Here is a 15,373-nt window from a genome sequence, read left to right on the forward strand (position 1 = left end):
CTTAGTTACAAAGTATGGTTCTGGAAATTTAATGTTTTACAGGTGCTTTTGAGGCCGGTTTGTTAGCGGCAGGGGATACCTGTTCTTTTACCGCAGGCGGATCATTTTTATCAGCAAACTCAGCTTCCATCATTTGCTGTAACTCGTCTTTATGCTGACCAACTACTTCCTGGCCAACCATCATCCCTTTTTGCATCAAAGAGGGCAATTTTGAGCTTACTTTTTGCCCTATTGGCGAGTTATAAAAGGCCGTTATCTGGCCAAGTTCTTCTTCGCTAAATTCATTGGCATAAATAGCGGCCATTTTATCCTTAAGCAAATCCCAGGTAAAATATTTGCCCATAAAGGTTTTCATAACTTTAATATAACCCGATCGGTTATTTTCAGGCATCTGGCTGCTTGATGCCGTTATCAGATTGTTTACCATGTTATCAAACTGTTTATCGATACCTATAGACTGAAGCATTTGTACGGCTTTTCCTAAATGTGCCGGGGTAATAGTTTGATTAGTTGTTTGCGCTTCTGCGCTTGAAAAAGAAAACAGGATTACACCCGCAAGTACGATAAGTTTAAGTTTTAGGTTCATTTTAAATTTTGATAAAGATTTTTTTGATGTAGAATACCCACATCACCACCCATAAAATGAGTACCGTAAATATAGCACTTAGCAGCGAAGCATTTACAGGCGAAAAATAAGGCGCAAAAAATGTTTGATAAATAGAGGAGCCGCCTATTTTGATCATCCCCATATAATGCGGGATAAAACCCGAAAGCACATAAGCCGCAATGGCATTTGTTCCAAATACCACAAATGGATAGGTAAAACGTTGATATCCCTGGATATCGATAAGCCAGTAACTCAGTGCCAGGCCAATGGTAGCCAGACCACCGGTATATAATACAAATGAGCTTGTCCATAGGGCTTTGTTAATTGGGAAAAACAAATCCCCAAATAAGCCTGCCATCACAGCAATTGTGCCATACACAAACATCCAGTTGGTTTTTACCTGGTCGTCACGGTCTTTACGTTTAAGCCAGCTGCCAACACGTATGCCAAGCAAAGCTGTGGCTACTGCGGGGATAGTACCCAGTAAACCTTCCGGGTCCCAGGTGTGTGATTCACGCCAAAGGTGATCGGGGGTAAATACCAGCCTGTCTATCCACGCCCCCATATTTGTTTCGGGTTCAAGGTTGGCATAGCCTACACCCGGTACCGGTACAAAGGTCATGATGATGAAATACCCGATAAGCGCGATGGCAAAAATCCAGTCGCGTGTTTTTTGTGATGTCTTGAGATAAAGCACCGTGCTGATAAAATACACCAGCGCTATGCGCGGCAGCACACCCGGCAAACGTAAATGAGCCAACCCGCCATCGGGGTGAAATATCAGTTGGGTTATCCACGGGATCAGCAACAGGATCACGGTACGGCGTAGCGCTTTCAGGATGAGTTTACGATGCGATACAGTTGCCTTTTTACTTTCCATAGCGTAGATAACTGATACGCCAACCATAAATAAAAAGAAAGGAAAAACCAGATCCGTAGGTGTGCAGCCGTTCCATTTGGAATGTTCCAATGGCGCGTAGATGTGCCCCCAGTCTCCGGGATCATTTACCAGGATCATCATGGCGATGGTTATCCCGCGAAATACATCGAGGGAAAGGAGCCGTTTGGGTTTTTCGGTTATGGTTGAGGTTGAGGTCATAAATATTGTCTGATCGTTATCCAATATCAATTGTCATTTCGACGAACAGCGCGACGGGAATGCGCGAGCGGGTGAGGAGAAATCTTATACGCCCTACAAAGCCGCGATGTATAGTTTGCATACAGGGCGTATAAGATTTCTCTTTCGCCCTTGTGCTTAAACCAGCCCACTGCTCTATCGAAATGACATATTTGTTAAAGATGGGCTTTATTCATCGTGTGCTCATGGTAAATTGTGCAAAGCGCCCGTGACAACACCGGCGCTGGGTTCTTAAAACATATATCGTTTAAACGCTTCCATGGCCTCATATTCGGCAAGACCGAGGCGGTCGTAGCGTTGAGCAGTGTCACGGGTGCGGTCTTCCGCACGTACCCAGAATTCCCTTGCATCATCACCCGGGAATACCGGCCTGTCTTTCTGCGACTGGTGCTTGAAAATCGCATTACGTTTGCGGATCACTTCCTGTGGCGACAATGGTACCGCCATTTCTATCTCGTAAGTTTCAAACTCATGCCATGCGCCGCGGTACATCCATAACCAGCAATCCTCTACCCAGGCTTCTTTACCTTTTAATCTTTCCAGTGCAGCTAAGATGATCTTGAAGCACACCAAGTGGGTACCGTTAGGATCGGCAAAATCACCTGCCGCAAAGATTTGTTGTGGTTTTATTTTCTGCAGCAAATCGATAGTCAGCTGGATATCTTCCTCGCCTACTGAATTCTTTTTGGTTTTGCCTGTTTCATAGAAGGGAAGGGCCATGAAGTGAATATGATCATCCTGTAAACCTGCATACCTTGCACCTGAAATCGCTTCTGTTTTCCTGATAAAGCCTTTTACATTGCGGATCTCCTGGGTGTCAATTTCGTTTGGTTGTTTGGTTGGGAAAAAGGCACGCATATCTTCATATGATTTCTGAAGATGAGTAGTGTCTTCGCCAATACTGTTGGTAAAGTCAATGGCAAATTCCATGTACCTCAACACATCATCATCCCATACCGCGGTATTGCCCGAGGTTTGGTACGCTACGTGTACATCATGGCCCTGGTCTACCAGGCGGATAAATGTACCGCCCATCGAAATCACGTCATCATCAGGGTGCGGTGAAAAAATGATTGAACGTTTTTTGGCCGGCAATGCCCTTTCCGGTCTTTGCGAATCGTCCGCATCCGGTTTACCGCCCGGCCAGCCGGTGATGGTATGCTGGATTTGGTTAAAGATATCAATGTTGATATTGTATACCGGGCCTTGCTCTACAGCAAGCTGCGCCATACCATGGTTGTTATAATCTTCTTCGGTTAGTTTCAGTACCGGTTTATTGATCTCGTTGGCTAACCAGATCACTGCTTTCTTTTTCAGTTGGCTATCCCATACACAATCTTTCACCAACCATGGGGTATCAAACCTCGTTAATTCTGAAGCCGCTGCCTCGTCCAATACAAATTCCACATGCTGTGATAATTGCAGATAAGTTGCAGGTACCTCACCCGAAATCTCCCCTTCTACTGCTTTCTTGATGATCGGTGCTTTTTTCTTGCTCCAGGCCATCAATATGATTTCCCTTGCTTTGAAGATCGTACCAATACCCATGGTAATAGCTTTGGTTGGCACATTCGCTTTACCACCGAAATCCCTTGAAGCATCACTCCTGGTTAAATCATCCAGGGTAACCATCCTGGTGCCAGAGTTTGGTGCTGAACCCGGCTCGTTAAAACCGATGTGGCCTGTACGGCCGATACCCAAAATTTGCAGGTCTAATCCGCCCAGTTCTTCTATCTGCTTTTCGTAGGCCAGGCAGTAACCCGCTACCGCATCTTTATCCAGCGTGCCATCGGGGATATGCACATTGGTTTTATCGATATCAATATGGCCGAACAGGTTTTCATACATAAACGTCACATAGCTTTGCGCTGCTGTGGGTTTCATCGGGTAGTACTCATCCAGGTTGAAAGTGATCACATTTTTAAAGCTCAAACCTGCTTCTTTGTGCTGCCTTACCAGTTCGGCGTATACTCCTATAGGGGTTACACCCGTAGCAAGCCCTAATACCGCTTTCTCGCCTTTAGCTTGTTTTGTGCGGATCAGATCGGCTATCCGGTTAGCTACAGCCACCGAGGCTTCATGCTGGTTGTTGTACACGCTCACAGGTAACTTCTCGTAACGCGTCTCTTCCAATAAATTTAATCGTGCCATGAATTTTAGGAAATGTAAAATGAGGTTAGTTGTTCAAAACAAATATATCAGATATTTAAATAGCGTAGCTTTTATTTTAACTTTTGCAGTTGCCGCACAAATAGTAATTTAAGCCCATGATACCACTGAACCACAACCTGCAGTGCCTGTGCAGCATCGCACAAAAACCGTCTAAATTGGGTATCGGCCTGATGTCGGGAACTTCGTTAGATGGACTTGACATTGCGCTTTGCCAGTTTACAGGTCATGGTTTAAACACTCATTTTAAGCTGTTACAATTTATCACCATTCCCTACCCGAATGAGTTTAAGCAGGATGTTCAGCAGGTATTTGCAAAGCGCAATATCGATCTTGAAAAAGTGACTTTACTCAATGCTTATATCGGTAGCTATCACGCGGAGTTAATACTGCAGGCAATGAGCCAATGGAATATCGAGCCACACAACGTCGATTTCATCGCCAGTCACGGCCAAACCATTTACCATGCGCCGCAGCGTTTACATCAACACAAAAGCTCACCTAACGCCACCCTGCAAATTGGCGACGGGGATCATATTGCTGTAAAAACCGGGATCTTAACTATTAGCGATTTTAGGCAAAAGCATATTGCTGCCGGAGGTGAAGGTGCACCGCTGGCATTATATGGCGATGTGTTATTGGGCCACAAAACCGGCGAAAACCGGGTACTCTTAAATATCGGAGGCATTGCCAATTTAACCTGGCTGCCTGGCGATGGCGATTTTAACCGCATCCTTTGCACAGATATAGGCCCCGGTAATACACTCATTGATGCAGCTTGCCGTAAGTATTTTGATAAACCTTATGATGAAGATTCGGCAATAGCTTATGGCGGAAGCATAAACGAAGATCTGTTGACAGCGCTCCTCTCCCATCCATTTTTTAAAGAGAAAGCCCCAAAAACTACAGGACCAGAATTGCTTAACCTTAATATGGTTACTGAAGCACTACAACAATCGGGTATAGGTGCCATTAGTAATGAAGACCTTATTTGTACCCTAAGCGCTTTTACAGCAGCATCTATAGCTGCTTTTATTAAGGAAAACATTGCGGGCGATCATATTAAAATTTTCACCAGCGGTGGCGGTGCGAGAAATCCGTTTGTTGTTGGTGAATTAAAAAAATTATTGCCAGAGGTTTTGATTGAAGACAGCAATGCGCTGGGGATTAATCCTGATGCCAAGGAAGCGATATTGTTTGCTTTATTAGGTAATGAGGCCTTATGTGGAGAACCGCTCAGGATTGGCACTAACCCCGCGGTGTTGATGGGGAAATTTTGTTTCCCGGTTTAAAGATATTCTTAAACACTAATAAAAAAATCGCCATTATAAGGAACGAAGTAATCCCCGACTTGCAGAGCGGCTTTGTATCTTTTGTACTTCTGGTACATCTGTCCTTAAGCATCTCAATTAATACCTCACTACGTTGTAAAACCTTGCCGGCCCCAGAGGGGCCACGTGTTTATAGTCTTAAAAGAGGATATTTTGGGGCTCCGTAGGTGCCTCCTATTGAAATTTCAGGTTGGTGAATTTTGTGGGTTAACCTAAACCTACGAGAGACCCTGAGGGGACGTCAATACCTATAAAAGCAGGGCGTAGAAGATTTCTCCTCACCTCCGGCACACAAATCCCTTTGGGTTCGTCGAAATGACACCTTTTACTCATGAGACTATTAAAAGATATTCAAACATAAATCAACGCCCCATCTGCTGCCTCACAAAGCGCCTCACCCGCTGTAACAATGTTCCTTTTCTGTTAGCCAGGAAATGTTTGATAGCCCTGTAAGCCTGTTCATTTTCATGTATCACATCAGGGAATTGTGTTACCTGTTTACGGGCCATTTGCACGTGATATATATCTTCATTATTGGAGTGTACACCGGTACCATCGTGGCCTATGTTTTGAATCAGCGATTGTGATGGGTTTAGCGTTAACCCGTTCTTTAAAAAGATGGAGGCGTACCAACGGATGGCCCATGAGTTATTTTTGCCTGCTTTAAACTGCTCAATCTGTTTCCAGAAATTCATTTTCCCCTCTATCGAAAAGCGGGCTATTTTCAGATTATCAAACTGCGCTATCAGCTTATCAACATCGGGCTCAAAGTTTTTCCAGGCGCGGGCCCAGGTTGCCCAGCCCCAACTGGTAGCAGCGCGGTAAAAGAAAGTTTCGGGCAGGGTTTTATCATGCAGATTGTACATATATGCGCCAATATGCATTACCTGCTCCTGGTTTGCGTACTTTGTAAGGGCATCGTTGAAATATTGCAGGGTATAAGGCGAGGACAATAAATCATCCTCAAACACAATCACTTTGCCATATTCGTATACCAATTGCGTAACTCCGCTAATGATGGATTCGGCCAAGCCAAGGTTTTGATAGCGTAAAACAACTTTTACCGATTTAAAACCGCTTACATCCTGTACCAATTGCCTTACCTGTTCAACCTTTGATTTATCGGCATCAGTTTTAGCCGCATCACAAAAAATGTACAGGCGCGACTCATCGGCCAGCAAATTTTGCTGCAAATAACTGATGGTACGGCGCGTATGATCGGGCCGGTTATAAACAAAAAGAGCTATTGGGGCAAGATTTTGCATGGTATGATTTCAGCAGATCGGTATTGAAATTAAATGCCCTGCATGTAGCAGGGCATTTAACTTGCGAAGACAAAATTATATCATAACCTTGCCATCGCCAACAAATAAAATAATTTGTTTTTAGTCTGCCGATTTTACGGTGAATGTGGTACGACGGTTTAACTGCCTGCCCGCCGGGTTATCCTTTCCGTTAGGTAATTTATTAGGTGCAATAGGCATCCTTTTGCCATAACCTTTGGCTGTAATACGGCTTGATTTAATTCCCTTAAGCAACAGATAATCAACACAAGTCTCGGCGCGCGCCTGCGATAATTTCAGGTTACCTGCGTCGCTACCTATATTATCGGTGTGTGAGCCAAGCTCAATCTTTATTTTAGGGTTATCGTTCATTATGGCAACCAGTTTATCCAGTACATCATATGATTCGGCCCGGAGATGGGCGTTACCAAAATCGAAATAAATATCTTCAATAACTATCGGCACATTAACCTTATAATTCTGCAGGCAAGTTTCTGGGTTAATGAGCGTGTCAATACCCGGCTTTACTAAAGGTGCAGGGACAACTTTAGTAAAATACCCCTTTTGTGAAATCTCCAGTTTATAGGCCGGCAGCTTTTCTTTTACCTGGAAAACATAGTCCCCTTTGTCGTCAGTAACCTTTGCAACCAAACCCATTTTAACATTAGGGTCTTTAAGGATCACCCTCGCCCCCGCCATACCACTGTTAGTGTGGCAATCAATTACGCGGCCGCTGATGTATAAAAACTTGTATTGCCCGGTGAATAAACTCAAACAACAATCAGAACCGCGGGCCGAGCTCAGATAAAACTTGTTTGGATTGGTTGGATCAATACTGTAATACAAATCATCTTTAGATGAGTTAACCGGATAGCCCAAATTAACTGGAGCCGTCCAATGGCCAAAGTCACCATCACTGCGGTAAACATCAAAGCCGCCCATACCGGTAAAACCGTTCGAGCTAAAAAACAACACTTTATCCGGCCCGTCATAATAGGGCGATTGCTCATCATAAGGTGTGTTTACAACATTACCCAAATTGCTCACCGTTTTTGGCTGCCCGTCATCATCCAGGTTACTTTCCCAAATGTCGTCGCCGCCTTCGCCCCCCGGCCTGTCGGATGAGAAGAACAAGCGCCTGCCATCGGCACTAACAAAAGGATGTTTAGAATTATAGCCTTCGGCATTCACGGTACTGTTTAACCTTACCGGTTGTTGCCAAATGCTGCTCACCAACCTACTGTAATAAATAGCAGATACCGTTTTTCCATTCTTTTTATACCAGCGGGTGAGGTACATTTTAGTCCCGGTGCCATCAAGCGAAGGTGTTGCATATTCTATTTGCCCTTCCTTATCAAAAGCGTTAAAATTTGTAGCAAGCGCTTTTGTCGAATCTAAAATAGCCGAACTGTAAATCCTGTTGGTGAAAAACTTATCCTTATCAACCATACGGGATGAGGTAAACCAATACCGGCCCAAATTCACGGTAAGGGCATAGTCGCCCTGATCTTTATTTAAAAATACCAAAGGAGATACATCAACGGCACGCGGATGCTCCAATTGTTTTAAGGCATACTCACATGAAGTAATTTCTTTATTAGCCAGAACAGTATATTTAGGATCCTGGTTATTTGCTGCAAATTGCTTTAGCTGAACAAGCGCGTCATCATATTTCCCGTTTGCCTGCAAACAGATACCGTACCAAAGCGGGGTTAAAGGATATTTCCCGGCTGATCCTATCTCACTCATTTTGGTATACCAGATAGTAGCATCGGTATAATCCTTATACAAGCGGTATGACTCGGCCAATTGATAAATTATGTACTGATTAGTTGTTTCCTTTTTTGAGCCACTTTTTTTATTTGATACCAAAGGCACGCTGTTTTTGGATTCAATGGTTGTACCATCAGCAATATGCCTGTAATAATAGGCTGCAGTATAGTATTCATGCCTGTTAAAAGCAGTGTCGGCCAGAGCCTTGAAATTTTTTGCCTGCCCAAATGAAACCGCCGGAAAAAACGATAGTAAAATATAAGGTAATAGTTTTTTCATATTATATCCTTGGACAAATTGGGGCCGGAGAATCGGTATAGCGACTAAATATATAGCTTATTGATAATTCAAAACCGCCGCGGCCAGATGTAACCGCGCGAAGCCCCGAAGTATTAAAATCATAGCTGGCGCCGATAACCATCTGCTTGATATGGTAGCCAACATTGGCAATTGCAGCGTCCTGCAAGCGCATCATACCACCAAGTACAAGCCCGTTGTCATCAGCAAATTTAAGCTCGGAGTATAAACCAAGGGCTTTGATTTCACCCTGTCCCTGTTTTATATAAACAACGTTAGGGATGAGGTCAAAAAAATCAGATGCCTTGATCCGGATACCGCCATGTGCAGTAAACCGCATAGGCAGCTTGCTGCTAATACCACCGGCTGCAAAAGGATCAGTTACATCATTGATGTGGTTAATGGCAAGCCCGCCAAAAAAATTGGCTTTGTTCATCGGGTCGGCATTGTAATAATAGATACCGGCGCCGGCATCAAATACCGTTTTTGATGAATATCCAAAATTTTCAAAATTGGGCAATGTTGGGTCAAAGCCGCTGTTTGGATCATACTGGTTATCAGACTGGAGCTTTCCCGGGTCAAAACTGCGGCTGATAACGCCTGCCTGTAAACCGAAATGCAAACGCTGGTTACCATCGCCGGATAGAGTTATCCCATAACCAAATGACCCGTAAGCTGTAAAATAATTATAACCTGCGGTACCCGCCTTTTGATCAAGTACATTAATGCCAATGCCAACTTTATCAGTCGGCTTAAAATCGGCTGATACCCCGGCTGTACGGTAACCATTGCTAATGTTTGTCCACTGGTCCCTGAAATTGGCAGACAGGCGCGTATCGCCATCAAAAACACCGGTAAGCGCCGGGTTTAGCCAAAGCGGGTAAGCATAATACTGTGAAAAATGCGGATCAACCTGCGCCTTCACTGTTCCGGCAACTGCAAGCTGCAGCGCTATGGAAATAATTAGTAGTAATTTTTTCATCGTAATAGCGTAATTGTTCCTTTTTTAGTCAATTGCGCCCCATTATTCATTGTTGCTTTTAAATAGTATACATATACGCCCACGGGCATTAATGAGCCTTTAAAATAACCGTCCCATCCTTTGCTAACATCGGTTGAGGTAAAAAGCAATTGCCCCCATTGGTCATAAACATAAAAGGAAAGCGTATTTATATTTTTGCCGTGTACATAAACGATATCGTTATTTCCATCGCCGTTGGGGGTAAAATTGTTGGCCACGTATATCACATTATTATTATCAATAGTGGATGCCGTTACCGCTGCCGAAGCCTCGCTGAGCGTACAGGATGTAGCACCCAAAGCCTTTACCCTAATTGTTACCGACTGGTTAAGGTCAAGGCCGCTCACCTTATGCGTTAAACCTGCGCTTCCCGAATTTGGTTCAACATAAGTTAAACCATTATCGGTACTTACCAGGTAACTTGTTGCGCCGCTTACCGCGCTCCATTGAAAAGTTATGCTCGATGATGTTACTTCCCCTACAGTTACTACAGGAGGATCAAGCGGCTTGGTCATTTGTATCTGTACCGTAACCCTGCCGTTACTGTTACATCCGGTGGCGTTTGTAGCTTCTACGTAATAATTTTTGGCGGTGCTTAGGTTACCGGTAGTGTACGTGTTGCCTTTAGCAAGCAGGGTTCCGCCTGTAGGTGCGTCATACCATGATATTATTGCAGCTGCATCCGACGATGAAGCAGATAAGGTGGCACTGGTACCCGGACAAATGGAAGTGCCCGAACTGCTTACCGTAACCACTGGCAAGGTAACTACAGATAAACTTACCGTACCCCGCGCGGATGAACTGCAGCCACCGGCATTTACAGCCTGCACATAATAAGATACCGAGCCTGTTACATTGGTAATTGTGTAAGTTGTTCCGGTATGTAAAATATTGGCGTCGGTTGCGCTGCTGTACCAGTTGTAAACAACGCCGCTTTGTGCATTTTGTATAGTAATTGTTGTTGTGGAACCGGAACAAACGCTAACGGTGCTTTGTGCAAATTGCGGTACAGCTGGTAATGACACAACTGTTACTACTATAGTTGTTGGTGTGCTGCCGCAGGTGCCGTTGGATGCCTCAACATAGTAACTCCGGCTGGCATTCAAAACAGGAGTAGTGAAAGATGTACCCGTGGCAAGTAACGTAGTTTTAGCCGGCGAATCATACCAGTTATAGGTTAATCCCGACTGTGGTGAGCCAACTGCAAGGGTGGCCGGGGTTCCCTGGCAAATGGTTACATTAGATGCAACTGGTGATGGAGGAGGGGGTGGAGGTGAAACCTGGAAAGTAATCTCATTACTGACAGAGGCTGTTGTACATGCGCCCGATGTTACCACCCGGCGGTAATAAGTATACTTATTTAAAACAGGTGGATCATAATCTTTTGATGTAGCCCCTGCAATATCAGTAAAGGTTACGCCATCTGTTGATGATTGCCATTGATATGAAAAAGTACCATCTCCGCCGGCAGCCGTACTTCCCGTAATATTAGTAGGATTACCTGTACTGCAGAATTGAGTAACAGCAGGTGTATTAATAAAATTATTGCTCACTGCCCTGATTGGCCTAACTGTAACATCATAAAATGAATCATAGGCAACAACACCACCGGTAGTGGTTTGCCTGCGCAAACTATACACTATACTTGCTGCAGAGTTGTTTACTAATGATGATGTTATATAATCTTTCATTGTATTTGCAGATGGTGCATTTACCCAATTACCGTTACTGTTTATCTGCCAGAGGTAACTATTAGGAGTTGGCGTTTTTACATCGCCGTTAAGTACGGCAGCAGCAGCCGAACAAATGGTAATTGCCTGCAGGGGCGCAGCAGTTAAAGCATATGGAGCAAATGACGTTTCAACAGATCTTATATCTGTATGAAGGGGCAATGGAGATTCAAACGCCCGGCTAAAGCCAGCGAATGGGAAAAAAAACAGGCAAAACATCGCCCATAAAAACGTTTTATGCAAACGTGCAGGTTCAGGGTGCATAGCTTAAATTAACGGATAATGATAATAATTATCTTTCATATTATTAAATTTTCAGAATATTTTAACCGAAAACAATAAACATTTTAAAGCAAATCAAAATTAATTTAACTCAATTGGGGGCTAATAAAATGTATTATTGTTAATCCAGGTTTAAACATAACGTCACATTGCAACGGTATCCTGCCCTGTTGTACGGTACAAACAATTATAATGTTCACATTATCAAGAAACTTTTAAATCGTATAAACGTGATCCGGGGAATAGTTTGAGATATACCACGTGAGGGCTGGTTTGGATATCTCAGCACACGATGCTTCCCTGGTTTATGCTTTTTTCAGGACACGATCGAATAAAAGGTTAATATCTTCTGAAATTTTTAAAACGTAGGCAAGAAACACGTACACCACACCGATAATGCCCGAACGGTAAACCATATCCAGGTATACATTTTTTAACGAAGGCAGGTAAAGCCCGATAAGCAGGCAAGCCGCAAAAATCATTAAAATATAAAGGTGGGCTTTTGCAAAGGGTTGTAGGTTAAACTTCATTTTAATAAATAGCCAGTACGCAAAGTTTAGCACAAACATGGTGATCAGGTATGACAAGGCAGCCCCCATCATGCCCATCCGTGGTATCAGGATCAAATTTGATAATACGCACAGTACTACTGCCGATACTATAAAAACAGTGGTAAGCCTGTAATATTTAGATGCATTCATGATATAACCATTTAAACCGCCGGTCATATCAACCAAAAATGCTACGCCCACCACAATAAACACATTGAAATAGCTTGTGTAGTCGTGTTTATGCAGCAACATGATAATAAATTGCTTGTTGATAACCAAACCAATAAAAAACAGGCAGCCTATAAGCATCTGTACTACCGATGTTTTGTAATAGATTTTACCAATTTTTGCAAGGTCATTAGTAACCCACGACTGGGATATGATCTGCAGCGAAGTACGGCTCAATGCTTTAGCCGGCAAACTAATAACTACTGCGATGGCGAAAAACGTACCATAAATCCCTACATAACTAAATGATTGTTTGGTAAGCAGGCTCAGCATCAGGGTATCAAGATTCTGGATCATTACAAAGGAGCTACCGCTCAACACAGTAAAAATGCCATAGCTGAGAAATGTTTTTCTTTCACTCAGCAATTGCGTACCGACTGATGAAAACTTAAAATGTTTGCCTTTCCTTATGTAAGCCAGCAACACCAATACGGCTATTAGGTTTGCCGTTATGTATATCTGTAAAAACCCACGATAGTCAATCAGCTTAATGGCTATTAATAAAACACTGGCAGTTGTAAACAAACGCAACCCCACTTCGCGCAAAAAGGACGACAACACATTTTTAAATACAGTTAGCGCCATGTTTTCCAGCACCGAAAACACCAGTGTAAAAAACGATAATGGAATGAGATAATAAAAATATTTGATTAGCAGCGAAGCGCCATTTTTATCCTTATAATAATCAATAATGGCATCTTTAAATACAACAAAAAGTATAGTAAAGATCACGAAACCAATCAGGCTCCAAACGGCTACGAAAGATGCAAACCCGCCATGCCTTTTATCCTCGCTGCGATAATATGGAAAATACTTAAGGATAATATTACCAATACCTAAGCCGGCAAACTGTGCGTAAAGCAGGGATATGGTGCCCATTAAAATAAAAAAACCTATTTCCTCAGTAGTAAGTACCCGCTGAAAAAGAATGATGAGGTTAAAGAAACCCAACGCTACCCCGGCATACAATATGAGGCTATTAAAAAATCCTTGTTTTTGTAATAGGTTCATTTAATTTTTATTGGTGATACTGCTTTGGATAATATTATCAAGCAAAGCAATGCGCTTATTTATATCATAGTTTTCGACAATGTGATCATGAGCAGCCAACCCCATTTTAGCGGCTAATTTAATATCGCCGGCAATTTGCTTCATTTTAGCTGCCATAGCGTCTATATCATATTCAGGAACAAGAAAGCCGGTTACATCGTCAACCACAGCCTCTTTTATTCCGGCGTGTGCTGTACTTACGATAGCCAGGCCTGCAGAAGCTGCTTCAAGAATGGTATTGGGAGTTCCCTCCATGTCACCATCGGCAGCCGTTACCGAATGCTGTACAAAGCACCGTACTTTTTCCATAAGTGCACGAATTTCAGCTGATGTCATTACACCGGTTAATGTTACACTATCGGAAAGGCCAAGTTCTGATACCAGTTGCCTGGTATTATCCAAAAGAGGCCCATCGCCTACCATCCATAAATGGGCTTCCGGAAAACTTAAATGCACCTGCTTAAAGGCCCTGATAACCGATAGCGGCGATTTCTTCTCAACAAACCGGCCAACCGACAAAAAATCAGGACCAGAGTTTGATATATCTATCAGCGGGAACTTAGTTCCATCAACCCCGTAAGGATTAAGCTTTATTTTTGATGCCGGGGCACCCATTTTTTTTAAAGCCTCAACCATATCATTTGATACCGCCACAATTGCCGAAGCATAATCAAAGGCCTGAGGATAAAGCGGCAAATATTTGGCTATAGTTGGCCTGTGATGTGCGTCGGCCCCATGAAAATGAATAACCAGGGGAACAGCAGCCATTTTGCAAGCTTCAGCAACAGATGCGCCCACCATGCCATATTCGGCAAGCACAACATCAATATTGTACTCTTTAAGATATTTATACAGGGCACGGGTACGTACCCCGATATTTTCCTTCTTGAAAATCCGCTTTTGGATAAGATAGCTGAGCAAGCCCAGCTTTGAGCGGATCAGCGTTTTCCCGTCTTGATCATAAACCGGAAAGGCGCCACCGTACAATACTTTTTTATTACCGGCCAACCTATCGACATGCGCTTGTATAAAGGTTTCAGAAAAAGCGTCTTTATTGGGCTTTATGATGCAAAGGTTAAATTGCTCCATTACACAGTTTCGACATTTTTTTGTGCGATGACCACATACAGCGAAGCATCCCGATCGCGCTGGGGCTGCGAGTGGATCTTATCGAACAAACGGATAAAACTTTGCATCACAAACGCAAAAGGTGGGGCCAGAAATTTAGGCAGCTTTAGTAATATGGCGTCCTGGAAAAGCTGGATGCCGCTTGCTGCAAGCCCCATAATACCATGAAATGAGGTAATTTTAAAACCTTCGGCTTCAATAGTTTTACGCAAACCGGCACTTGTCCATCTCCAATAATCATAGGGGGTTGGATGATAGTACCAGTAGCCGTGTGTTGTACATATAATGCTACCGCCTGGTTTCAAAATACGCAAAGCCTCAGAAAGATAGCTATGCGGTGAATCAACATGCTCCAATACCTGGTTGGACAGAATGATATCGCAAAAATTATCAGGCAAAGTGGTTTTACTATCGTAATCGATATGATAGTCGGCCAACGGGTTAATATCCAGGTCAACACCGATATATTTACCAACCATGGGTTCAATAACCGATTTGTAGGGCATATCACCGCAACCAAAATCAATAAGCACGAGGCCTTTATCAGCATCGGTTAAATCCTGTATTGCTTTTAAAGTTGCATTACGCAACTTTGTTAAATGTACATATCGCGTTGAGAAAAGGGTTGGATTTAGCCGGCTGTTGCGAGTCATATCCGCCAAAAATACATGTTTTTGCTGATTGTTAAAAATACTTCATGCGTTGCCCCAATACTTGCCTATAAGCAATAAAAGCTGCCGGTAAACAGTCAATAAAATAAATAAATCTTAACTAAAAACAGCACG

Annotated in this window: 11 protein-coding genes; 1 reads left to right on the forward strand and 10 read right to left on the reverse strand. The window is 43.2% G+C overall.

Going from position 1 to position 15,373, the window contains the following annotated elements; translation table 11 throughout:
* Positions 1-28: 28 nt before the first annotated feature.
* From AC59JO_RS26585 to nagB, 3 genes are all read right to left on the reverse strand, one after another.
* Positions 29-586, reverse strand: coding sequence for a DUF2059 domain-containing protein (locus AC59JO_RS26585; RefSeq protein WP_497309268.1), 558 nt, complete (start codon positions 584-586; stop codon positions 29-31).
* Position 587: 1 nt separating this feature from the next.
* A complete protein-coding gene (locus AC59JO_RS26590) occupies positions 588-1,706 on the reverse strand; it encodes an acyltransferase family protein (RefSeq protein WP_497309270.1) in 1,119 nt (372 codons plus the stop codon).
* 270 nt (positions 1,707-1,976) lie between these two features.
* A complete protein-coding gene (nagB, locus tag AC59JO_RS26595; RefSeq protein WP_497309272.1) occupies positions 1,977-3,896 on the reverse strand; it encodes a glucosamine-6-phosphate deaminase in 1,920 nt (639 codons plus the stop codon).
* A gap of 116 nt (positions 3,897-4,012) precedes the next feature.
* Here nagB and AC59JO_RS26600 point away from each other — a divergent pair, with 116 nt between their 5' ends.
* The gene (locus tag AC59JO_RS26600) at positions 4,013-5,206 is read left to right on the forward strand and encodes an anhydro-N-acetylmuramic acid kinase (protein WP_413670906.1); all 1,194 of its coding nucleotides are present in this window, start codon (positions 4,013-4,015) and stop codon (positions 5,204-5,206) included.
* Between the two features lie 401 nt (positions 5,207-5,607).
* On the opposite strand, the gene AC59JO_RS26605 is transcribed toward AC59JO_RS26600, so the two are convergent.
* The 7 genes from AC59JO_RS26605 to AC59JO_RS26635 all read right to left on the reverse strand — a co-directional run bounded on the left by AC59JO_RS26605 (position 5,608) and on the right by AC59JO_RS26635 (position 15,178).
* Positions 5,608-6,510: a glycosyltransferase family protein gene (locus AC59JO_RS26605; RefSeq protein ID WP_413670905.1), complete on the reverse strand. Its 903-nt coding sequence runs from the start codon at positions 6,508-6,510 to the stop codon at positions 5,608-5,610.
* Between the two features lie 120 nt (positions 6,511-6,630).
* A complete protein-coding gene (locus AC59JO_RS26610) occupies positions 6,631-8,580 on the reverse strand; it encodes an OmpA family protein (RefSeq protein ID WP_497309275.1) in 1,950 nt (649 codons plus the stop codon).
* Position 8,581: 1 nt separating this feature from the next.
* Positions 8,582-9,580, reverse strand: a complete 999-nt coding sequence (locus AC59JO_RS26615) for a PorP/SprF family type IX secretion system membrane protein (protein ID WP_413670903.1) — start codon at positions 9,578-9,580, stop codon at positions 8,582-8,584.
* The gene (locus tag AC59JO_RS26620; RefSeq protein ID WP_497309277.1) at positions 9,577-11,613 is read right to left on the reverse strand and encodes an Ig-like domain-containing protein; all 2,037 of its coding nucleotides are present in this window, start codon (positions 11,611-11,613) and stop codon (positions 9,577-9,579) included. Before AC59JO_RS26620 ends, AC59JO_RS26615 begins: the two co-directional genes overlap by 4 nt.
* A gap of 323 nt (positions 11,614-11,936) precedes the next feature.
* The gene (locus AC59JO_RS26625) at positions 11,937-13,421 is read right to left on the reverse strand and encodes a lipopolysaccharide biosynthesis protein (protein ID WP_413670901.1); all 1,485 of its coding nucleotides are present in this window, start codon (positions 13,419-13,421) and stop codon (positions 11,937-11,939) included.
* Positions 13,422-14,549 (reverse strand): glycosyltransferase, encoded by a 1,128-nt coding sequence (locus AC59JO_RS26630; protein WP_497309279.1) that lies wholly within the window; start codon positions 14,547-14,549, stop codon positions 13,422-13,424.
* Positions 14,549-15,178 carry a class I SAM-dependent methyltransferase gene (locus AC59JO_RS26635; RefSeq protein WP_413670899.1) on the reverse strand — a complete coding sequence of 210 codons (630 nt, stop codon included), beginning with the start codon at positions 15,176-15,178 and terminating at the stop codon, positions 14,549-14,551. Before AC59JO_RS26635 ends, AC59JO_RS26630 begins: the two co-directional genes overlap by 1 nt.
* Positions 15,179-15,373: the final 195 nt, after the last annotated feature.

The sequence above is a fragment of the Mucilaginibacter sp. A5337 genome, from assembly GCF_059690695.1.

Excerpts from the sequence above, each read along its gene's own strand:
- AC59JO_RS26585 (WP_497309268.1), bottom strand. The coding sequence starts at position 586 with ATGAACCTAAAACTTAAACTTATCGTACTTGCGGGTGTAATCCTGTTT.
- AC59JO_RS26590 (WP_497309270.1), bottom strand. The coding sequence starts at position 1,706 with ATGACCTCAACCTCAACCATAACCGAAAAACCCAAACGGCTCCTTTCC.
- nagB (WP_497309272.1), bottom strand. The coding sequence starts at position 3,896 with ATGGCACGATTAAATTTATTGGAAGAGACGCGTTACGAGAAGTTACCT.
- AC59JO_RS26600 (WP_413670906.1), top strand. The coding sequence starts at position 4,013 with ATGATACCACTGAACCACAACCTGCAGTGCCTGTGCAGCATCGCACAA.
- AC59JO_RS26605 (WP_413670905.1), bottom strand. The coding sequence starts at position 6,510 with ATGCAAAATCTTGCCCCAATAGCTCTTTTTGTTTATAACCGGCCCGAT.
- AC59JO_RS26610 (WP_497309275.1), bottom strand. The coding sequence starts at position 8,580 with ATGAAAAAACTATTACCTTATATTTTACTATCGTTTTTTCCGGCGGTT.
- AC59JO_RS26615 (WP_413670903.1), bottom strand. The coding sequence starts at position 9,580 with ATGAAAAAATTACTACTAATTATTTCCATAGCGCTGCAGCTTGCAGTT.
- AC59JO_RS26620 (WP_497309277.1), bottom strand. The coding sequence starts at position 11,613 with ATGCACCCTGAACCTGCACGTTTGCATAAAACGTTTTTATGGGCGATG.
- AC59JO_RS26625 (WP_413670901.1), bottom strand. The coding sequence starts at position 13,421 with ATGAACCTATTACAAAAACAAGGATTTTTTAATAGCCTCATATTGTAT.
- AC59JO_RS26630 (WP_497309279.1), bottom strand. The coding sequence starts at position 14,549 with ATGGAGCAATTTAACCTTTGCATCATAAAGCCCAATAAAGACGCTTTT.